This is a genomic window from Myxococcales bacterium, assembly GCA_016703425.1.
In the GTDB taxonomy this organism is placed as follows: domain Bacteria; phylum Myxococcota_A; class Polyangia; order Polyangiales; family Polyangiaceae; genus JADJCA01.
This window is the reverse complement of sequence record JADJCA010000011.1, coordinates 80368-101680: the sequence shown is the minus strand read 5'-3', so window position 1 is coordinate 101680 and position 21313 is coordinate 80368. Positions and strand designations below refer to the sequence as shown.

The following is a 21313-nucleotide window of genomic DNA, read 5'->3' as shown; positions in this document are numbered from 1 at the left end:
GCGCTCGAGTCAGCAAGCGCTGCGCCGACACATAGCGGCCCCTAACTCCTCGAAATCACGCAGATCGAACGGCCGTCGCGGCGAGGTCACGGTCCCGGTCACGGGCCGCCGGTCACGCCGCTCTCAGTTCGGCCGGATGGTGAGCGTCTTCGGCGTGTACGTTCCGCCGTCGCCCGGCGTTCCGAGCTTCACGATCGAGTCGAAGAGCAACTGCTTGGTGTAGCGCGGGTTGTGGACACCGAGGTCCTTGCCGCGCGCCGCGAGCAGGTAGTTGTAGAGTGCACCCGCCAAATCCGCGTCGACGGTGCCGGCCGGCTTCCTCGCTTTGTCGAGGTGGAACTGCCCGTCGGCCTTCTCCTCGTCCGTGAGGTTTTGGTACGGCGCTGCGGGCGTGCGCGTGAGCAAGCCGCGCTCGTCGAGGAGTTGCTGAAGCTCCGTGAGAAGCCCCTTCACGATGGTCCGGCCCGAATCGATGTTGAAGTCCGTGCCGGTGTACGTCGTGTGGCACGTCTTGCAGTAGGCCACCTTGGGCTTCATCGTGTGGTCCGGCACGTTGCTGTTGCCGGCCACCGCCTGCATGTGGCAGTCGACGCAGCCGTTCGCGATGGTGGTGTGGACGGCCGTGCCGTAGCTCTTGCCCGCGAACTCGTAGCCGCCCTTGCCCGTGAAGATGTCGGCTTGCGGACCTTCGTGCGGTCCCCAGTTGCGCGACAGGTTGTTGTTGGCGGTGATGTAGACCGAGATGTCCTTGCGGGACTTGTGGCAGAAGATGCAGACGTTCGCGGTCTTGTATCCGACCGACTGACCCACGACAGCGCCGCCCGCGTCGGCGAGCGTCTTTTCGATGTAGGCCACGTCGTTGGCGCCACCGGCGACACGAATGGGCGCCTGTCGCTCCGTGTATTTGCCCGTCACGTGCGGATCGGTCGTTGAGTTGAACTCGTGGCACGTCGCGCAGTGGATGCGACCGATGGTCGATGCGCCCGCGTACGTGATCTCCGTCGAGGACCCGGACACGGTCTTGTAGTTGATGTGACCTTGCGCGACGTTGGTGGGGAGCGCACCGGCGTCCGCGCTGAGCACGTAGTTGCCCCCCACGCGCTGCTCGATGCCATCGACGCCGTGGCAGTTGCCGCAGACCCCGCCGCCGATCTCGTTCTCCTGCGGGTGCGAGTGATTGCTGAAGCGCCACTGATCGACCACGCCGTTGAAGGTGTGGCACGGCGTCGTGCAGGCACCGGAGAGGACTGCGCCGGCGCCGCCGTCGCCGGCGGGGCCCACGGCGCCCGGGGCGCCAGACGGTCCTTGCGGGCCCGCGACGCCGGCAGCGCCGAGGGCGCCAGCAGCTCCGTCCTTGCCGTCGTTTCCGCTGCACGCGAAGCCCACCAGGCCGCTCAGACCCACGAGTGAAACTGCAAAGAGGATCCCCGTTGATCGAGACAGAATCATAACCGCGCTCCCTTTCATCAATCGCCGCCCGGGCCTTGCATTTGTCGTTCCCACCGAGCACCCTCGCGGTGTGTTTCGACCGGGCCTCAAGAGGGTCTCCTTATCGCTCTTGTTTTCCCTGGGCGCCAGTTCCGCGTGCACGAGCGAACGTGTTGAACGGCCGGCCGTGGTCTCCTATCGCGACGGCGTCGGCGCCCTTCTGGGCGCACGATGCGCGCCGTGTCACGCAGGCCCTGCACCGGCGGCGGGATGGAAGGCTGACTCTTACGTGAGCGTTATGTCCTGCACTGCCGCGGGCCGATCGGCGACCGCCGGCCAACCGCCGGCCATCGTCGATGCGCTCGCGCGCTCCGATCACGCGGCGCTCCTCTCGGCCGAGGAGCGGGCGCTGCTCACGCGCTGGCTCGACGAAGGCGCACCGGGGACGGCGGGAGGCGTGCACTCGCCGCGCTACGGCGATCCGAGGCTGCCGGAGGGGCATGCGTCTACCCTTCGTGCCTCGCGTTACCGACCGATGCTTGACGCTGCGGATGTCGACGCGTGTGGCAAGTGCCATCAAGGCGCCCCCAACAGCGGAGCGCTGAGCGGGGCGCCGGGCCGCGTCGCAGCGCCCGGTGCGACGGCGTGCACCTCATGCCACTCGCGCGAGGGCGGACCGCTCGCCTGCGGCACGTGCCACGGCGACGGCGACCGCGCGAGCCCGCCGAAGAATTCATGCGGCGCGGCGCCGAGCACGCCGCGCGACTCGCATCGCGCGCATGTCAATGCCGGGGCGACGCAGGCGGAGGGTCGCGCGTGCAAGACGTGTCATCCTGTTCCGCCGACCTTCGAGTTGGCCGGCGCGCACGGCGACGGTCACGTTGAAGTTTGGCTCGACGAGACGCTCGCCGGCCGTGGCGCCACCTTCGACCCAGCGTCCAAGCGCTGCGCTGGAAGTTGCCACGCGCGGGGCGGCAACCGCGAGACGCCGGCATGGGGCGAGGCCAGCGTGGGGTGCAACGACTGCCATCGCTCGCCGCCCGCGTCTCACTACGATGGACCCTGTCGACAGTGTCACCATGAAGTGGCGGCCGACGGCGCCTCGCTCACGCAGCCTGTTCGCCTACACTTGAACGGCCGCATCGACCTGGGCGACGGCTCGGGGCAGTGCGGCGCTTGCCACGGTAGCGGCGACGATCCGTGGCCCACGACGGGGGCTCACACCGCGCACGCAAAGCCGTCATCGTCGCGGCCCGTCGCGTGCGCGACGTGCCACGTGATCCCCGTCGGCAAACATCCGGTCGGTGCCGGTGCCGTCGTTCGCCTCGCAGGCCCGGCGCTCGCCGGTGGCGCCCGCGCCCGCTACGACGCGGCGACCAAGACATGCTCCGAGACCGCTTGCCATACGGGCGTCGGCGGTTCGCTTCAGACGCCGGCGTGGAACAGCGGGCCGGCGGCCCGGGCCTGCGGCGCGTGCCACGCCACGCCGCCGCCTCCTCCTCACGCCGCGGCGACCCAGTGCGGAGGGAGCATTTGCCACAGCGGCCTCACGAGCGGTTTTGTCGGAACGCTCTCGCTGACGCCGGCGGGCGCGAAGAACCACGTCGACGGTCGCGTCAATCGCTGAAGATGTGGCACCCGTTGCAGACCTTTGCATCGGGCTGGTGCCCGCGACGATCCGTGTGACATCCGCCGGTGCACGACGCTCGATCGGCTCGCGGCGCCTCGTGCGAAGAGTGGCAACGTTCGCATGACGCGCCGTGGGATGGCTTCTGGTGAAGCCCGGGCAGCGTCGATTGAACGTGACATGTCTTGCACGCGGGAGGCGTCGCGACGCCCTTCGGACCGTGAGGCCGGTGACACGTGGCGCACCCTTTGGCGAGGTTCTTGTGGGGACCGGTGCCATTTTTTTGATGGCAACCGGTGCAACTCGCAACCTTTGGCGAGCTCCCTTGGTGCGGGGCATGGCAGCTTTCGCAACGCTGATGGCCCTTGGGTGAAGTCTTCGCTTCCTCCTTGTGGCAGGAGCCGCACGGCTGCGTCTGCTTCGGTGTGTGAACGGACGCGTGACACTTGGCGCAGTCGCCATGGCCTGTCCGCACGGCCTTCGCCGCCTCTTGGTGGCAGCTGCTGCAGAACGTGGTGGAGGCCTGGAGACCGCCAAACCCATGCGGCTTGTGGCATCCGACGCACGTGGCCTTCGCGGCGTGGGCCGCCGCCGGCACGTTCTTGTGGCAAGTGACGCAGGCCGATGCGCGCGCCGCCCCTTGATTCGGCGGCGCCGTGTGAGGCACGTGACACTGGACGCACTCGCCTGCCTTGCCGTGAGAGACGCCATGGGAGACGGGCTCGTGGCACCGGCGGCACGCGTCTTTCGCCGGCGTCGCCGCGTGGGGCGAGTGGCAGCTCTCGCAGCGTGCATGCTCGGGCACGCGGGCCGCAGCGAGCGCGACCTTCGCCGTGTGGCAGGAAGCGCAAGCCGCGCGCGCCGCATCGACGTTCTCGTGGGGTTTGTGGCAGCCGACGCACTGGTCGTGGCCCGGGCGAAGCGCGCCGCGTTGGCGCTCGTGACAGCCGGCGCACGGCTTTATGTGCTCGAGCTTCGTGTCGTGCGGCGCATGGCAGCTCGTGCACGCTTCGTGGCTCCGCGGCCCGATGTTCGCGACGAGCACGCGGGGAGCGTTCTGGCCCGCGAGCCCGTGGCGCGCGGACGCCGGACCGCGCGCTTCGGTCGGCGCGTGGCACGAGACGCAGCGCTGCGTTGCGGCGGCCTTCCCCTCGTGGGGTCCGTGGCAACTGGCGCACGTCGCCGGATCGAGCGACGCGTCAGGCTCTTTGCGCGCCTGGGCCCCATGGCCGTCGCCGGCGTCGGCGTGGCAGCCCGAGCAGTCGCCGTTCTTTCGTCGACCGGCGTCGGCGGCCGCATGCACCTTGTGGCAAGCGCCACACTTCGCGTCCGGCGTCGCATGATGCGCGAGGTTTGCCGCCACTCCGGCGGCGCCGCCATCGAGCGGCTTCTTCTCGTGGCATCCGACGCACGGCGTTGTCGTCGGCGTCGCCGCAAAACTGTGGCACGTCAGGCACGTGGTCTTCTGCGACGTGCTCCCCACGTGGGCCCGGGCGCTCGCCTCCGCGTGGCAGTCGCTGCGCGCGCAAGCGGCCAGGTCGGGTGGCGCGTCGAAGCGCGCTTCAGAGCCCGCTTCGGAGCCCGCGCCGTGGCACTCGGCGCAGGCGATCTTTCGCTTGCCGACGTGAGCCTCGTGCATCGGAGACTTGCGTGCCTCGGACCAGGTGGGCGGGATGAACTGAGTCGGCGTGACGGGCGCGGGACGCTCCACGACGGTGCGAAAAGACGCGAACGCCAGAGCGAGCGCCGCGACCAGGATCACGAGCAAAAGAACGCGCCATTTCTTCATGGCGCGTGACACTGCCGGCACGGTTGATCGCGCCCCTTGTCGAGCGCACTACCGAAGCCCGGACCGTGCGGGTTGCCACCGGGGCCTCCGACCTTGTGACAGCCAACGCACAGGGCTTCACCGGCGCCGCCGTGACACGCGGCGCAGGAGCCCGGCTCCATGCGTGCGGCGCGCCCGTGTTCGCCACCGCGAGCGCGGACCCACCCGGGCGGGTGTGGTGTTCGGATGCCGGGCGCTGCGCCCACGCGCCTCGCTGCGTGGCAGTCGCTGCACGTGCGCTCGTCGCTGTGGCAGGTCGTGCAGAGGCCCGGGTTCGCGCGCGCTTCGTCGGCGTGCCTGAGACGGAAGCCGGCGCGATGCAAGGACGGGCTCGTGGTCTTCCCGAAGTCGAGGCGATGCGGCAGCGTGGGCGCCGTGGTGCCGTGGCAAGCGGCGCAGAAGGGCTCCGCGTGGCACGTCGCGCAGAGATCGCGACTGCTCGCAGCTCGCACGCCGTGCTCACGAAGAAAGTCTCCTTCGTGCACCACGTGGCTCGACGGCTTCGCCAGCTCCGCCGGAAGATCAACGTGGCACGCGTCACACTCGCGAGTCTTCCATTGATCCTTGTGCGCGTGGCACGACAAGCAAACAGCCATGGCGGGCCGCAGCGAAGGCGCGTCTTTGCTGCCGGCCTCCGTGTGGCAGCGCACGCACTGGCCGTCCTGACGCGCGATGTGCGAGCGATGATCGAAGACGAGATGCCGCTTGGCGAGCTCCGCCCCCTGCCGAGCGCTTGATCGCCCGTGGCAGCTCGCGCAGTCGCCAGGGTCGTGGGCAGCGGTGTGGCACTCGAGGCAGCGCGTCTTGCTCGGAAGATGGAGGGGCCCAGTGTCGCCAGCTTGGCCCATCCCGAGGTGGCAGCTCGTGCAAGACACGCCGCGCACGAGGTGAGCGCGGTGCTCGAAGCTGCGCTCTCGGTCGCTGGATTTGATGCCCAAAAGGCCCGCGCAAGACGCGAGGCCGAGGCACGCGAAGAGCCACCCTGTTCTCATCGCGTCGCGCCCCGCAGCGAGTCCCACTCGACCGATACGCGCCCGAGCGCCACGACCTCTTCACGGCGATCGGGGCCGCTTGAGGCCTCGACGCCGACGCCAAATTCGAGACCCGACGCGGAGCGACGGCTCATGCTGACGAAGGCCCAAGGCCACAGCGAGCCACGACCGCGCGGATCGTCGGGCCGCACCAGTTCGATCTCGGTGCCGAGTCGGTAGGCGCGACTGAGGGGAATGACGGCCGCCGTTCGGACTCCGCTCCAACGCGCCTGTCCCAACGTGACGCGCCGACCTTCGAGCAAGATGGAACCATTCCAATCGTCGTCGAGGGCGAGCACCACGCGCCCCGAGCCCTGCCCCCCGACGTCCTTTGCCTGCGTTTGCACCACGCCGCTCGCGATCAAGTCGAGGCGCGGGAACGCGCGGAGGCGAAGCGTGGTGCCGGCACTCGTCGCGGCGTAGTCGCCCAGCACGGAGAAGAGCGACGTGGCCGGCAGGAGCCGTCCTGGCGAACGGTGCGTGGCGAAGAGCTCCGCCTTCGTTCGCTGGCCCGTGAGCGAGAGCGAGCCAAGCGCGTCGGTTACGCCGCGGCTCACGAGATCCATGGCGCTGCGGCCCGCTAGCGACAACCAGGGAACTGGCGCGACCGCCACGTCCGCGCCAACCTCCTCGTCGGCGAGGCTCGCGCCATTGTGCCGCTGCGCGTAGGACACCCCGACGGCCGCGGCGTCACCGACCGACTGACCAAGTCGACCGCCGGTCGCAAAATCGAAGGTGCGGTAGTCGAAGCGCCGCGCCACCGGGGCGCCGGCGAAGGCCTCGAGCGTCGTACCGCCGAAGGCCCGCACGAGCCCGCGCGCGCCGTCCACGTGGGTCGGGCGAATGGCTCCCATGGTGACGACCATGCGGCCCGCGCGCAGCTCAGAACCGGTCGGCGCGTGACGCGCTCGCACCGAGAGCGTCAGGACGTCTCCTACGGAGGCGTCGTCACCACTGAAGGCGCCGAGCCACGCGACGGTCTCCGCGTCGACGATGGTCTTGCCGAATCTCTTTCCGTCTTCGCCGCGGAGGACCAAGAGCCCCGTCGGGGCGGGGGAGCGAGTTTGCACCAGCGCGTCGCCGCGCAATCGGAGCGGATCGGCCCCGGCGACGCCCGCGACGAGGGTGGACGCGGCGAGTGCAGAGAGGGCGAGGACGTCACGGGGCGACACGCGACTTCGCTCACGCACCTTGCATTGGCGCTGCGGGCCCGCTTTCATGGCCACACCCCGACGACGATGCAACACCACGGCGCCACATGGATCGAATGGCTGGCGCTCGCCTGCGCGTCGATCGCCATCGCAATCTTGGTCACATACCTCGTGCGGCGGCCCGCGTTTACGCTGGCCACGAAGCTCTGGCTGCTCTTCGGCCTCTTCGTGTTTCCCATCGCTACCGCGCTCTTTGCCAACGTCAGTGGTTTTCAGGCGACCCAGTCCCGCGCGTTCTGCGGCTCGTGCCACGTGATGGAGCCCCACGCCAACGATTCAAGCGACCCGAACACTACATCGCTCGCGGGCATTCACGCGAGAAGCCGCTCCTTCGGCGCGAGCAATTGCTACAACTGCCACCAGGACTACGGCATGTATGGCTTCGTCGTCACGAAACTCGGCGGCATGAGGCACGTGGCCCTCTACCTGAAAGATTTTCGCAACGTGCCGCTTGAGCGGGCGAAGCACGAGATCCGCATTCTTCGGCCCTTGCCCAACGCCAACTGCGTCAGTTGCCACACGATGACAGCTCCCCGGTGGCTTCAGAAGGCCGACCACGCGTCCTCCCTAGCGGACCTTCGAAGCGGTCAGGTCTCTTGCGCGAGCCCGGGCTGCCATGGCTTCGCCCATCCCGTCACCAAACTCGGCAAAGAGCTCCTCGAAGACGGCGGGCTTCCGCGCGATGCCATGCCGGCGCCCGCCGCCGATGGGGGCCACCCGTGAAAATACCCTCGAACGAGCGACTCATTCGCGCCGCCGCCGTGTTGGCCATCGTCGCCTTGCCGCTCATGGTGTGGTCGGTCTTCAATCCAACCGTGTGGCCCATCTTGCTCGCGCTCTCGCTCGGGCAAGGGCTCGGAACGCTGTCGTTTCTCATGTTCCTCGTCGTGGTCGTCCGCGAAGCGCTCTTCGCGCGCGCGGAGCGGCGCTCCTTGCGTCCGTGAGACGCTCGCTCGGGGCCCGGGGCCCGGCTTGCGTCACCGCGCAGGCGTAGTAGAGCAGGCCCCGATGAGCCGCTTCCAAAAGCTCGCGTGGGCGACCCTCGGGTACACGCTCTTGGTCATCGTCTGGGGCGCCTACGTTCGCGCGAGCGGCTCCGGCGCGGGCTGCGGCGCACACTGGCCGCTCTGCAATGGCGTCGCCTTGCCGGTGGCGCCCGCCCAAAAGACCGTAATCGAGTTGTCGCATCGCGTGACCAGTGGCCTGGTTCTCTTCTTCGCGCTCGCGCTGATGGTGCAGGCCTTTCGCTCGTTTCCCCGCGGCGCGCTGCCTCGCATCGCGTCGGTAGCGGTCCTCTTGTTGACGATCGTGGAGGCGCTCATCGGTCGCTTCCTGGTGCTCTTCGAGCTGGTAGCCCAAAACGCGTCGCTCAAGCGCGCCCTCTCGATGGTGCTGCACCTGGGCAACACGTTCCTCTTGCTGGCGGCCATTGCGCTGGCGATTCATGGCGGTCGCGTCCCACCGGATGCGTCTCGCGAGGTGTCGCCTTCACGGTTGCCGCTGCTCCAACGCGCGCTGCTCCCGCTTGTTGCGGCGGGCCTCATGGTCGTCGGTATGAGCGGCGGCATCGCTGCCCTCGGCGACACCTTGTTTCCCGCCACGAGCTTCTCTGAAGGTCTCGCCGCCGAGCTCCAGTCGAGCGCGCACGTCCTGCTCCGCTTGCGCATTCTCCATCCGCTCTTCGCCTCGGCGGTGAGCCTCGCGGCGCTGGCGCTCGCGGCGCTCATGCGCGGCAGCTCCGCTTCGCCGGTAGCTGTCTTTTGGTCGCGCGCCGTCACCGCCCTCGTCGTCGTGCAGTTCGCTCTCGGCCTCGTGAATGTCGCGCTCTTGGCCCCCGTGTGGCTCCAGCTCGTGCATCTCTTCGTCGCCGACGGATTGTGGCTCGCGTTCGTCTTCCTCTGGGCGGAAGCGCGCACACAAGCTCCTCGCGCTCCGGCTCGAGCGTCGGCGGACGCGGGCGTCGAGCTCGCTACGAGCGGACGATGACGCGGTCGCGGCCGGCGCGCTTCGCTTCGTAGAGCGCCGCGTCGGCCGCCATGATGAGCTGCTCGGGCGCCTGGGCGCCGCACTCGGGATACCCGGCGACGCCGCAGCTAATGGTCACCGGCAGCCGCGTCCCGTTCCACTCGAAGGACGTGGTGGCGACGAGCGCGCGCAGCCGTTCGGCGAAGGCGCCGGCGTGGTGCAGAGGGCAAGCGCGGCAGAGGACGGCGAACTCCTCGCCGCCGTAGCGCGCGAAGACGTCCTCCGTGCGGACGGACTGGTGTCCGATGGCCGCGAGCTTCACGAGGACGTCGTCGCCGGCGAGGTGGCCGAAGGAGTCGTTCAGTCGCTTGAAGAAGTCGACGTCGAACATCACGAGCGAGAGCGGACTGTTGTGCCTTCGCGCATAGGACAGCTCGGTGTTCAAGCGGTCGAGGAAGAACTTCTTGTTGAAGGCGTTGGTGAGGCCGTCACGGAGCGCCGCGTCGTACATCCGCTGCCGGTAGTTCTCCTCGACCTCGTCGTGGTAGGTGAACTTGAGCACCGTCGTCGCACCGAGGCGAATCTTGTCGCCATCGCGGAGGAGCCGTTGGCCGCGGACCTCTTCGTCGTTGACGTAGGTTCCGTTGGCGCTCTGCATGTCTTCGACGAGCACCTCGCCGCCGCGCCGAAGGAGCCGCGCATGCTTGCGCGAGATGCCGTCGTCGTTGAGCTTCACGGTCGCCTGCGTGCCGCGCCCGACGACCGTCTCGCCGGCGGGAAGGGGGTAGAGCTGGCCGATGGTCTCGCCGGAGAGCGCTACGAGGTACGCCTTGTCGCGGCTGCGCGCGCCCGGGATGATGTCGGCGGTAACACCGACCTTTGTAACCTCGTCGTCGTCGGGAGCCATGAATGAAGGGGGCGCTCGCGCCGAGAGCGACCCTCCCAAGTCTCGCACGGATCGCTGTCCAAAACGAACCTCCACCACGCGCCGAAATGGAAAAAGGGAGCCTCGTTTCGGAGGCTCCCTTCTTCGGGTCGGTCCCGACGAATCGGGACTTGTGGTCGCGTCAGCTACTTGTCAGCCGCCCGTCGGCGCGTCGCTGGAGGCATCGGAGCCGCCGCCGCCGCTGTCGGACTTGCCGCCGCCGTCACCGGCGCCGCCACCGTCACCGCCGCCGTCCGTCTTGGCGGCATCGGAGCCGGCATCGGTCCCGGTGTCGGGCCGCGCATCGCTGCCGGCGTCGAAGGGATTGATGTCCGTCGGGTTGTCGCCGCAGGCGGTGAGCGCGACGACGCTGAGAACGCCGAGGCCCAAGCTCGCGGTAAGTGCAATCAGAGTCTTCTTGGTGGTCATGTTGGCCATTCTCCTCAGAAGGCAACCTGGGCGCGCAGGATGAGCTCGTGGATCGAGTGGGCTCCGCGACGAGCGTCGTCGTTGAGGCCCGCAGCGAGACGGTTACCGGGAACGGCAGCGCGCTGCTTCTCCGTGGCAACCGGGGCGATGGAGCCCGGCTCCGGCGTCGCCGGTGCCGAGTCCGGCGTAACGTAGAGGCCGTAGTTCAGGCGCATGCCGACGTGCTTCGTGAAGAAGTAGTCGACGCCCGCCTGGAGCGACCGGATGTTGATGTCGCCGTCGTAGAAGGGAACCTGGACGCCGTTCACGGCGCGTTGCGTGACAGCGCCGTTGTCCTTCGCGCCTTCGTACTTCGCCATGACCTGGTCGTAGCGAACGCGGACGCGCCACGCCGTGTCGGGACCCTTCGGCTTGTCGCCAGCCTTCGGAGCCTCGGGCTTCTTGAACTTCATCTTCGCGATGCGGAAGTAGCCCGGCTGGCCGTTGATGTCGCGCTTGCCGAACCAGTAGCTGGCTTGCGCGTAGTAGGCGATGCCCGAGAGCTCGCCGTAACGTTCGAAGTTGCCCGAGCCGAGGCGGCTGTCGAGCTCTTCGCGGGTCTTGTTGCTCACGTAGTGGAACTCACCGGTGAGGTCGAAGTTCTCGACGGGAACGCGGAGCTCACCACCGAAGGCCATCTGGCCGCCAGCGGGGAGAATGCGGGTCGTTCCAGCAGCGCCCGCCGCGTAGGTCGGGCTCCAGAGCGCCACGCCGTTGCCGGTCGTGATGCTGTGCATGTCGTAGTTGACCTTCTTCGTGTCGCGCGACCCGTACTTGCCGGAGACGCCGATCTGAAGGTTCTCCACCGGGCCCTTCGACCCGGCCATCGGGATCGCGAAGACGCGACCGATGAAGTCGAAGCGACCGTCGGCGTTGGTGCGCGCAGCGCCATCGCCGCCGAACACGCCAACTTCGTAGTTGAACATGTTCTTGTCGGTAGCGCCCCAGAGCGTGACGCCTTGCTCGGTGGCGTTCGGGACGGCGAACTTGGTCGAGATGCCGTCTTCGAGGAAATCCTTGTACTTCGACGTCGTGCGAGCCTCGAGGCCGAAGGGCGTCTGAACGATACCCATCATGACCTGCAGGAGGTCATGCGCCTTGTAGTTCACGAAGGCCGTCGCCATGATGCTCGACGTGCGCGGCGCGGCCGCTTGGTTCGTGCCCGTCACTGAGGTCGGGCCGAAGTCCGGCTGCATCGAGTAACAGAAGTTGTCGCCGAAGCAGCCGCTGTTCTCGATGCGCATGCGGCGCACGAGAAACCCGGGGAAGAGGTTCGCCTGGTAGGCACCCGCGGCGAACGGCGCCGTGAAGTCGAACTGCAGGCGTCCGTTGAAATACAGATGAAACCAGTCGTTCTTGCTCTTGACGTAGAACGCGCCGTTGTACCCGGCGGTGGGGGCTTCCCACTTTTCCTCTGGCTTCCCGTCGGCGCTGCCGCCGGCCGGTGGAGGCGGCGGAACGTCGGCGCTACCGCCGAGCGTCAAGCCCCCCGTTGAAAGCGACCCACCCGCCGAAGCTCCCGCCGCCGGCGCAGGGGCCGGGGCAGCAGCAGGCGGCGCATCCCCGCCGGGAGGCGCAGGAGGCGTTCCCTGCGCCGCGGCAGGGGTCGCAGCCAGCACAATGACAGAAGCGGCGGCGATCACACACGGCGATCCGAAGCGCTCAAACATGTCTCCACCTTTCGCACAGTGAAACGCAGCTTTTGTGGCCTACAGCTGCGCTTTTGGTTCCGAAGAGTGCCTGACCGCTTTCGGCGAAAGCACCAAAGCAGGCTGGCGTAACGGATAACCCAGTTCGATGTTTATGGACAAACTTCTGTGAAACGTTCGCGCATCGAGTGAGAGCTTACGCAGGGGAGCGAACCGGGGTTCGCAGCTCGTTGCTCGCTTCACCGTGAGTTCGAGTGCGGGACTCGGGACAACGCTCGCGGTCGATGCGTGTGCGGCCTGCGAAGGCGCTGCCGCAACTGCGCCGGCTTTTGACCAGCGCAGCCGCGACGCTAACAACGGAGCTTTCCAAGTGTCAACGCTTCGGCGAAGCGATTGTGCATACGCACTTCATGCGACCTCGTGCCCAGTTTGAAAAGGTGCAGTGTGCAAGAGGTCTGCGCGCCCTTGCGGTTGAGCCGGCTGGCCGAGATCGGACCGGGAGCGGGCACGTTCACGTTCAACGGGGAGAGGGCCGACCGTCGACGAGGAGCTCGTCGGTTTCGCTGTAGGTCGGCGCCGCCGAACGCTTCACAAGGAGCGATAAATCGTGCGGGCCCACGCGCCCGAATCTTGACGGCCTTCCTGGGTGCCCGTGTAAAGTTGCATGGTCGCCGCTTTGTCTGTTGCAGGCGAAATCGCGCGCCCGGCTTTGAGCCAAGAGCGCGCACCACCGGAAAGGGATTCTCATGCGAAAACTCGGCTGGCTCCTTGTTGCCTCGACGGTCGTTCTCTTGGCGGGTTGCGGCAAGAAGAGGCGTGCCGTCGAGATGGATCCCGATCCCTCGCAAGAAAAGAAGCAAACCGACGTCGGCGTCTTCGACGACAAGGTCATCATCGGCCAGTTCGCCGTCTTCCGTGGCCCGTCGGCAGGCCTCGGGACCGAGGTGTGGCGCGGCGCGACAGCGTACATCGCAGAGGTCAACGCAAACGGTGGCGTTCACGACCGCAAGATCGAGCTCATCTCTCGCGACGACACCTACAACCCCGAGCCCGCCGTCGAGGCCTTCAAGAAGCTGATGGGCGAAGACAAGGTCTTCGCGCTCTTCAACTCCGTCGGCACGCCGACGCTCTACGCAGTCTTGCCGGAGCTCGAGAAGACGAAGGAGCAGAAGCTCGTGCTCCTCGGAAATTTCACGGGCGGTCAGAAGCAGCGCGAGGCGCCCTTCCTCGAGCAGGTTTACAACGTCCGCGCTGGGTACAACCAGGAGACCCGCGAGAGCGTCGAGAACTACATCAAGCTCGGCCATCGAAAGATCGGCGTCTTCATCCAAAACGACGCCTACGGCGAGGCCGGCCTTTCGGGCACGAAGTTGGCGGTTCGGCAGCTCAACGAAAAGGACCCCACCCTCAAGTTGCCGGAGGTCGTCGTCACGCGGTACGAGCGTGGGCAGAAGTTCGACGTCTCGAACGCGAAGCAGGTCGAAGAGCTCAAGGCCAAGGGCGTCGACGCGATTGTCTCCGTGGGCGCGTACCAGGCGTGCGCCGGCTTCGTTCGTGACGCTCGCAACGCCGGCTACCAGGCTCCCATCTCGAACGTGAGCTTCGTCGGCGCCGACACGCTGATCCGCATGCTCAACCAGTACGAGAAGGACTCGGGCAAGAAGGTCACGACCAACCTCATCAACACCCAGGTGGTTCCGTCGTGGGAGGCCGTTGAAGTCCCCGTCGTCGCCGAGTACCGAAACCTCGTCGACAAGCGCAACCCGACGCCGCCGGCGGACCTCCAGGACCCCAACTATCGCTCGCTGCGCTACAGCTTCGGGGCCCTTGAGGGTTTCGTGAACGCGAAGGTCTTGGTCGAAGCCCTCAAGCGCTCGGGCAAAGATCTCACGCGAGCGAAGTTCCAGACCTCGCTCGCCTCGATTCGTGACTGGGACCCGGGTCTCGGCGCGCCGGTCACCTTCGGCGCTGCCGACAATCAGGGCCTCGACAAGGTCTGGATCACGGGGGCCAAAGACGGCTCCTGGGTTCCCGTCAACGATCTGAAGGCGTTCTTCCAGGGCGCGCAGGCCAAACCCGCGGCGGCGGCGCCGGCGGCCCCGAAGAAGGGGTAGCGCGGCGCGCGAGGCACCCACGCGGTCCCGCTCTGCCAGCTAAGCCGTTCGGACCGCTGCATTCTGCAAGCGCCTCGACCTCGCGGTCGGGGCGCTTTGCGTTTTGTCCTGCGCGGGTGTCGCGTGACACGCCTTCCTCCACCCACATTTGCGCCTTCATCGCTCGCGCTTGCGCTCCAAAGAAACACATGCCGCAGGCTTGATCGCGGAAGAAACTAAGGAGTACGTTGTGCCGCCATTATGAGCGACACGTCGACCGAGGCGCCGATCCAGACGGGTCTCGAGTTCTCCATCGGGAGAGCTCGCGTCGCTGTTCCCGTCGACTCCGTCTATCAAATCATCCAGTACGAAACGACGCCGCTGCAGTTGGCGCGTCGTTGGGTCGGTGGTCTCGCCGTCTATCAGGGGCGCATCATCATCTCCGTTGCGCTCATCGGTGATCGCGCTCCCGACGCTCCACGTCGCAAGGAGACAGAGGGCATCGTCGTCAGCGCCGACGAGTCCGACATCGGATGGGCGCTCGAAGTCTTGAGCGTCGTTGGAATGGTTCAAGCGACCGTGCGCGCGAAGCGCGACCAACCGGGCAGTGACAAGTTGCCGCCGTGGATCTCGGCGGCTCGAACCATCGACAACCGTTCCATCGGTTGGCTCGACGTTCCGACGCTCCTCAAGGACCTCGTCGGTTCAAGCGATTTCGTGGGGGTCTGACGTGACCAATCAATCGCCCGAAGAGAGCAAGTCCACCGTCGTGGTGGCATCGCACCGCATGCCCGAGTCGTTGCTCGGCGACATCGTCGGCGCGTGTGAAGCAGCGGGCGTCCGCCGTTTCCTTTGGACTGGCGACGCAACCGCTGCACCGGCCACGCAGCTCGTCTCGTGGCTCGCGGCCACCGGTGCTCCGCCGCCGGCGCTGCTCGTCGCGTGGCTCGCCGCTGGTGAGCGTCGCGTGCCCGACGACATCGTCGAGCTCATGACGCGCAGCATGCCGACGATCTCGCTCTTGCTCCTCTGCGAAGAGCCGCTCGTGCGACCGACGGTGACGATTCAGAGCGGCCGCGTGACGCTGCTCTCTCCGCCGCTGTCTGCGGGGCGCATCGCCGCGCGCATTCGAGCCCTCACCGCCAACACTGTGAGCGCCACCGGGAGCCTCCTCGGTGCCGGGCCCGCCGACGCCCGCCACGGTCCCGTCCGCACGAGCGAGCGTCAACACGCCAACGGTTGGGTCGGCGCCATGACGTGTGGCGGTGACACCCCCAGCGATTCGTTGCCGCTCGTTGTGCAAGGCACGACCGAGGGGCTCACGGCTCTCCTTCGCGTTGACCCGGGCGCACCGTTGCTCGTCGACGCGGAAGCGGCCCGCGTGGCCGACGCCATGCGCCGCGAAGAGCCCGACGACGAGAAGGAGCGCAAGCTCCGTGACATGCTCGGCGGCAGCTACGCCGCGCTGCACCTCGCGCCCGACGGTGAAGACTGGATCGTCTATTGGCCGGCGGGGCCCGAAGTGCCGCTTCGCATCCTTTCGCCGATGCGACTGCCCAACGCGTACAACCTCTCCAACGCTTTCGGAAAGACGGGTTCCCTCATGATGCGTTTTGGAGCCGCGAGCGGCGACGTTGTCGTCGCGCTGACGGGCGCGTCGGGCGCGGAAGACGATATCGCCAAGGCCGTCGCCGAAGGTGGGCCGGCGGTCCTCGATTTGCTTACCGGGCGCCTTCGCCAAGGCCCGCGCAAGGTCTCTGGCATTGTCGCGGAGGTGCGCTGATGACGTCGCGTCTCCTCGTCATCGACGACAGCCTCACCGTTCGCAAGGCCGTCGGCCTGGCGCTCAAGAACATCGATGCCACCATCGACTACGCCACGACGGGCCATGAGGGCCTGCTCAAGGCGACGCATCACCACGGCATCCCCGAGCTCATTCTCCTCGACTTCGTCCTCCCCGACATGCGTGGCATCGATGTCGCGCAGCGGCTTAGTCAGGATGCGCGCACGGCCAACGTACCGATCATCTTGATGACGGCGAAGGACGAGAACGTCCGCGAGCTCTTCAAGGGGATGCGCGCGCAGGTCGACTACGTCTCGAAGCCGTTTTCGCCCGACGACATCGTCACGCGTGTGCAAGCGGTGCTCGACAAGAAGGCGCAAGCGGCGACGGCGTCGCTGAGGCCGTCGCGTCCGCCGGCGCCGGCCAGCGTCTCGCTCTTCTCCTTTCGCCAGAAGGAGACGGCGGCGAAGTCGCTCTTCGCGTCGCTGCGGCCGCAGTTTGCGCGCATCCCCGACTGGATGGCGCAGCTCGGCGCCAACCAACCGGCGCCCTACTTTGCGCGAAAGTTTTTGACGCCCGAGCTCGTCGGACAAGTGCTCGACGCCCTCGTGCCGGTCTTCAAAGAAGTGCTCGGCGGCGCTGGCCCCGCGGAGCCGGTCGAAGAGGGCGAGGGGTCGCTCTCCGGCAAGGCCACCGGCTGGTCCCCCACGGACATCGTGAAGATGATCCGTGCCTCGGGTCAAACGGGCGAGCTTTGGCTCGCCGCCGGCAGCCGCAAGGTCGTCGCGTACCTTCGCCGCGGCGAAGTCCTCCTCGCCACGAGCCACGATCCCATCGACTACTGCCGCGACGCGAAGGTCGCGCTGCCGGCCCTCGCCGCCGACGTGCGCGAGCGCGCAGAAGCCGACCAGCGCTCGAGCGGCAAGCCGTTCTTCGTGACCCTCGCCGAGCGCGGCTACCTGCCGACGACCGATCTCGCGCCGTTGCTTCAAAGGCAGGGAAAGCGCTCGCTCCTCGACATCATCGAGGCGAGCTCGGTGCGCTTTTTCTGGCGCGAGCGGCCGACGCACCCTTCTTACGTCGACGCCTACGGCCTTCGCATCTCGGTCGACCAGCTCGAGCTCGAGCTGTTCCGTCGGCCTTCTGGCCGCGCGACCGTCGAGGCGCGTCTGCCCAAGACCGAGGCGGTCTTCGAGCGCGCCGAGAACTTCAGCCGCCGCCTTCGCGACTTCGAGCTCTCCGCCGAGGAGCGCCGCATTCTCAGCCTCGTGGGTGGTGGCAACAGCGTTCAGACGCTGACGAACCGCAGCGGCCTACCGGCGCGCGAGGCCGCCCACATCGTCGCGAGGCTCCTCCACGTGGGGCTCATCCGCGAGCGGCACGTCGCAGCGGTCGCCGCCGAGACCAAGCGACCCAGCGCCGTCATGATCCTCGAGCCCGACGTCGAAGGGTTCCAGGCGCCGCTCACCAAGCTGCTTCAGAACCGCGCCGAGCCCCTGTCGCTCGTGGCCTTCGACTCCGACAAAGACATCTTCGCCGCGATCCTCAGGGAGAGGCCGCGGATGGTCATCCTCAACGCGGACGCCGCCGGCGACGCTGCGGTACGCGCCGTGGCCCAGGTCCGAAAGGCCGACGATCTCTCCCATCTGGCGGTCGTCGCGGTGCTCGACACGCCTTCTCGCGAGAAGGTCGACGAGCTCTCGGCCGCCGGTTTTGATTCCGTACTGACAAAGCCCATTACGTATGTTGACCTAGAGCGCTTGCTCGTCGCCTGAACGCCGCCTGCCCAATTCCGAGGACTCCATGGGAACCATTCTCATCGTTGACGACGTACAGACCGACCGCGAGCTCATCGGCCGCGTCGTGACGTCGTCCGGTCACAAGCCTGAATACGCCACCGACGGCAGCGAGGCGCTCGCCCGGGCCAAAGAGGTGAAGCCGCAGCTCATCTTCCTCGACGTCGTGATGCCGTCGATGAACGGCTTTCACGCCTGCCGCAAGCTCAAGACCGACCCCGACACCTCCAAGATTCCGGTCGTCCTCGTGACGTCCAAGGGCGGCGACAGCGACCGCTTCTGGGGCCAGAAACAAGGCGCCGACGACCACGTCGCGAAGCCGTTCACCCCCGACACGCTCCAAGCAATCATCAAGCGTTACGTCGGCTGAAGTCAGCTGAAGGGAAACCATGGCAACTGAGTCTTCCAAAGGTTCCTCCCGCTCGCGCGGCTCCTCGAAAGGCGGAAGCGGCTCGGGCTCCTCCGGCCGTTCCGGCAGCGGTCAGAGCAGCGGCAAGGGGTCCGGCGGGTCGGGGGGATCACAAGGCGCTGCCAACAAGGGCGGCGGGGTCCAGCGCGTGTGCGCGTTCTGGCTCTGCGGCGACTGCTTCGCCCTCGACATCGGCCTCGTTGGCGAGCTGGTGACAGTCGACCAATTGGCTCCCGTGCCGCTGTCCAAGTCGGCCATGCTCGGCCTGTTCAACTTCCGCGGAACACCGCTGGCGCTGATCGACCTGGCTGAAATTCTCGAGATCCCTGCCAGCAAACGCTCGGAAATCACGGTCGGTGACGGAAAGCCGTACCCGGTCCTCGTGATTCGAGCGAGCAACCTCATGGCGGGCGTCCTCATCGACCGGATGGAGATCGTCCTCGAGATCGGACCGGGCGTCCTCAGCCGGCCGAAAGCCGGCGGCGACAACCCGCTCGTCCAGGGATTCTTGGAGGCCGACAACCGTGGAGGCCTCTTCGTCACGGTGCTCGACACAGCCGCTCTTTTGCAGCGACTGGAGCAACTGAAATATCAGTAGCGAGGAAGATAGCGGCTTAGGGGATGGGGCCAGAGACCTCCGGGGGTTCTGGCGGGGCGACAAAGAGTTTTTCACCGGCGGAGCGGCCACTCAGCCACGCGCTTCCCGCGCTGCCGGTGCGATTTGAGAGTTTCGAGTTTTAGGAGAAGACGACCATGAATGCTGGCGGGACGCCGAGCGGGTTCGGACAGGTGTGGGGGATGGTCTCGTTCCTCTTTCAGCCTTCCATGGCCTTGATGAACAGACTGAAATACGTCTGGAAATTCTTGATCATCGGCGTGCTCGTAGCGGTCCCGCTCGGCTACGTCCTCTTCCTCCAGAACGCCATCTCGCAAGAGCGCATCGAGTTCAACGAGAAGGAGCGAAGCGGCGTTCGCTGGGTCGAGCCGGCGCGCGAGTTCCTCTACCAAATCGAGCGACGGCGCGTGGCCTCGGTCGGCGTGGCGTTGGGCTTGACGGGCTTTAGCGGCGACGTCACGGCGGCCACGGAAGAGGCCAACAAGGCCGTCAAGAAGGTCGACGAGCAGGATGCCGAGGTCGGCGACGAGCTTCGCACCACGAAGAAGTGGAAGCAGGCGAAGACCCTCTGGGAGGGGCTCCAGAAGCAGAAGCTCGCCACGGCCGACGAGGCCGACAAGTACCACGCCGACATCGCCTCTTTGATGATCGACCTGGTACTCAACCAAGCCGGCTCGAACTCCAACCTCGTCCTCGACCAAGAGCTCGAGAGCTACTTCTTGATGGACGCCTACCTCCGCAAGATGCCGTCGCTCGTCGACAGCATCGCGCGCTCGGCGACGCTCGGCATGAGGCCGCAGCCCGACGAGCAGGCCGAAGCGGAACGAAACGTCGAACTCGCCGGTATCTACAAGCAGTTCCTCAATCAAACGACGGAGCTCGACAAGACCAACTTTGCCGGCTTCCGCGAAGCCGCCAAGAAGCGCGGTCAAAACGTCGCGCAGACGTTGAAGCTCGCCGAGAAGTCCCTCGACAAGCTCAACCAGCACGCCGAGATGGTCCGCACCAAGTTCCTCACGGCGAAAGAAAAGCCGAACCAGGACGCGCTCCGCCCCATCGTCACGGCGACGCTTGAGAACGCGCTGCAGACCGTTGAGCTCTGGCGCCGCATCGGTCCCCAGCTCGACGCCCTCATCGAAGACCGCGTCGACGGCTATACCTTCGACCGAAACCTCGCCCTCGGCATCGCCGTCTTCGCGGCCCTCGCGCTCGCGTACTTGTTCGTAGGCTTCTTCCTCTCGGTTCAGCGCTCCATCGCCGTCCTCGGCTCCGCGACGGGCCGCATGATCGCCGGCACCATGGAAGAGCAACTCCGCCTCGACGCGCAAGACGAGCTCGGTCAGATCGGCACGCAATACGGCCAGATCAACGACGCCCTCGTCGAAGCTCGTACGCTCAAGAACCGCGTTGAAGACGAGAACCGCCAGCTCCAAGAGAACATCTTCGACTTGCTGCAGGTCGTCTCGGACGCCGCCGACGGAAACCTCACGGTCCGCGCCCGCGTGACGGAAGGAGCCCTCGGTAACGTGGCCGACGGCTTCAACAACCTCCTCGAGAGCATGCAGAACCTTATCGGTCGCATCCAGCAACAGCTGGAGCGTTCCAACCGCGCCGTCGTCGAGATCTCGAGCCTCGCGAAGGGCATGGCCAACGGCGCCACCAACCAAGCGAAGGACATCCTCACCGCTCGCCAGCTCGTCATGCAGATGAGCGAAGAGAACTCTCGCGTCAGCCAGGACGCCCTCACGGCGGCGACCGCCGCACAGCGCACCGAGGCGTCAGCCATCGAAGGCGCCGAGCGCGTCGAGAACGTCATCTCGACGATGAACGAGCTTCGCGCAAGCGTTCAGGCCGGTGCCAAGCGCATGAAGATTCTCGGCGATCGGTCCCTCGAGATCACGGGCATCGTCGCCACCATCAGCCGCATCAGCGAGAAGACCAACCTCCTCGCGCTGAACGCCGCCATCGAAGCCGCGCTCGCCGGCGAACACGGCCGCGGCTTCCACGTCGTTGCCGAAGAGGTGCGCAAGCTCGCCGAACGAACGGCCGCCGCCACCAAGGAAATCGACAAGCTCGTCAAGGCCATCCACGCCGAGACGAAGGAAACCGCCGAAGCCATCGAGCGGCAGACGCAGGTCGTTGAGCAGGAGTCGCAGCTGGTCGCCGAAGCCGGCGTGTCGCTTGGCAAGATTCGCCAGGTGTCCACCGAGTCGGCCGGCCTCGTCGCTCACATCGCTACCGTCGCGAAGGCGCAGGTCGAGGGCACGCAGACCATGGTGCGCACGATGGAAGAGGTCACCGCCATCGCCCAGCAGACGCAGAAGGGCGCTGACGGAACCGTGGCCACGGTCGGCGAGCTCATCTCGCTCACCGAGCAAATCACGCAGAACATCCGTCAGTTCAAGGTGGCCTGAGGCCGCCCACGGTTTTCGACACTTTTTGCTTCCCGGTTTTTCTCGGCCTGGCCGAGCGTGAGGGGCTGGT

18 protein-coding genes are annotated in these 21313 nt (G+C 66.9%); 11 read left to right on the top strand and 7 right to left on the bottom strand.

Annotated elements, in window-relative coordinates:
* Window positions 1–123 precede the first annotated feature (123 nt).
* Window positions 124–1449 (bottom strand): hypothetical protein, encoded by a 1326-nt coding sequence (locus IPG50_21110; protein MBK6694685.1) that lies wholly within the window; start codon window positions 1447–1449, stop codon window positions 124–126.
* A 277-nt stretch (window positions 1450–1726) separates the two neighbouring features.
* Between IPG50_21110 and IPG50_21105 the strand changes: the two genes are divergently transcribed.
* Window positions 1727–3055, top strand: a complete 1329-nt coding sequence (locus IPG50_21105) for a CxxxxCH/CxxCH domain-containing protein (protein MBK6694684.1) — start codon at window positions 1727–1729, stop codon at window positions 3053–3055.
* Here the strand turns inward: IPG50_21105 and IPG50_21100 are convergent.
* From IPG50_21100 to IPG50_21090, 3 genes are read right to left on the bottom strand one after another with little or no spacing between them, the layout of a single operon-like run.
* Window positions 3045–4844, bottom strand: a complete 1800-nt coding sequence (locus tag IPG50_21100; GenBank protein ID MBK6694683.1) for a cytochrome c3 family protein — start codon at window positions 4842–4844, stop codon at window positions 3045–3047. The genes IPG50_21105 and IPG50_21100 overlap by 11 nt on opposite strands.
* Window positions 4841–5875, bottom strand: coding sequence for a hypothetical protein (locus tag IPG50_21095; GenBank protein MBK6694682.1), 1035 nt, complete (start codon window positions 5873–5875; stop codon window positions 4841–4843). The genes IPG50_21100 and IPG50_21095 overlap by 4 nt, the downstream gene beginning before the upstream one ends.
* Entirely contained in the window at window positions 5872–7134 is a 1263-nt protein-coding gene (locus IPG50_21090) for a hypothetical protein (protein ID MBK6694681.1), read from the bottom strand. Before IPG50_21090 ends, IPG50_21095 begins: the two co-directional genes overlap by 4 nt.
* Window positions 7135–7152: 18 nt before the next feature.
* On the opposite strand from IPG50_21090, the gene IPG50_21085 reads away from it, so the two are divergent.
* The 3 genes from IPG50_21085 (at window position 7153) to IPG50_21075 (ending at window position 9111) form a co-directional block, all read left to right on the top strand.
* Window positions 7153–7848 (top strand): NapC/NirT family cytochrome c, encoded by a 696-nt coding sequence (locus IPG50_21085; protein MBK6694680.1) that lies wholly within the window; start codon window positions 7153–7155, stop codon window positions 7846–7848.
* A complete protein-coding gene (locus IPG50_21080) occupies window positions 7845–8069 on the top strand; it encodes a hypothetical protein (GenBank protein ID MBK6694679.1) in 225 nt (74 codons plus the stop codon). Before IPG50_21085 ends, IPG50_21080 begins: the two co-directional genes overlap by 4 nt.
* A 64-nt stretch (window positions 8070–8133) precedes the next feature.
* Window positions 8134–9111 carry a COX15/CtaA family protein gene (locus IPG50_21075; GenBank protein MBK6694678.1) on the top strand — a complete coding sequence of 326 codons (978 nt, stop codon included), beginning with the start codon at window positions 8134–8136 and terminating at the stop codon, window positions 9109–9111.
* On the opposite strand, the gene IPG50_21070 is transcribed toward IPG50_21075, so the two are convergent.
* The 3 genes from IPG50_21070 to IPG50_21060 form a co-directional block, all read right to left on the bottom strand.
* Entirely contained in the window at window positions 9095–9997 is a 903-nt protein-coding gene (locus IPG50_21070) for a GGDEF domain-containing protein (protein MBK6694677.1), read from the bottom strand. The genes IPG50_21075 and IPG50_21070 overlap by 17 nt on opposite strands.
* Window positions 9998–10168: 171 nt before the next feature.
* Complete coding sequence (locus tag IPG50_21065; protein MBK6694676.1) at window positions 10169–10444, bottom strand: hypothetical protein; 276 nt, start codon at window positions 10442–10444, stop codon at window positions 10169–10171.
* A gap of 14 nt (window positions 10445–10458) precedes the next feature.
* Complete coding sequence (locus IPG50_21060) at window positions 10459–12153, bottom strand: hypothetical protein (GenBank protein MBK6694675.1); 1695 nt, start codon at window positions 12151–12153, stop codon at window positions 10459–10461.
* 725 nt (window positions 12154–12878) lie between these two features.
* Here IPG50_21060 and IPG50_21055 point away from each other — a divergent pair.
* The 7 genes from IPG50_21055 (at window position 12879) to IPG50_21025 (ending at window position 21243) form a co-directional block, all read left to right on the top strand.
* Window positions 12879–14246 (top strand): ABC transporter substrate-binding protein, encoded by a 1368-nt coding sequence (locus IPG50_21055; GenBank protein ID MBK6694674.1) that lies wholly within the window; start codon window positions 12879–12881, stop codon window positions 14244–14246.
* A gap of 240 nt (window positions 14247–14486) precedes the next feature.
* On the top strand, window positions 14487–14954 hold the full coding sequence (locus IPG50_21050) for a chemotaxis protein CheW (protein MBK6694673.1): 468 nt from the start codon (window positions 14487–14489) through the stop codon (window positions 14952–14954).
* A 1-nt stretch (window position 14955) separates the two neighbouring features.
* Window positions 14956–16008 carry a hypothetical protein gene (locus IPG50_21045; protein ID MBK6694672.1) on the top strand — a complete coding sequence of 351 codons (1053 nt, stop codon included), beginning with the start codon at window positions 14956–14958 and terminating at the stop codon, window positions 16006–16008.
* Window positions 16008–17783, top strand: coding sequence for a response regulator (locus IPG50_21040; GenBank protein ID MBK6694671.1), 1776 nt, complete (start codon window positions 16008–16010; stop codon window positions 17781–17783). Before IPG50_21045 ends, IPG50_21040 begins: the two co-directional genes overlap by 1 nt.
* Window positions 17784–17811: 28 nt before the next feature.
* A complete protein-coding gene (locus IPG50_21035) occupies window positions 17812–18174 on the top strand; it encodes a response regulator (protein ID MBK6694670.1) in 363 nt (120 codons plus the stop codon).
* Window positions 18175–18193: 19 nt separating this feature from the next.
* On the top strand, window positions 18194–18811 hold the full coding sequence (locus tag IPG50_21030) for a chemotaxis protein CheW (protein ID MBK6694669.1): 618 nt from the start codon (window positions 18194–18196) through the stop codon (window positions 18809–18811).
* A gap of 155 nt (window positions 18812–18966) precedes the next feature.
* Window positions 18967–21243 (top strand): hypothetical protein, encoded by a 2277-nt coding sequence (locus IPG50_21025; GenBank protein MBK6694668.1) that lies wholly within the window; start codon window positions 18967–18969, stop codon window positions 21241–21243.
* Window positions 21244–21313: the final 70 nt, after the last annotated feature.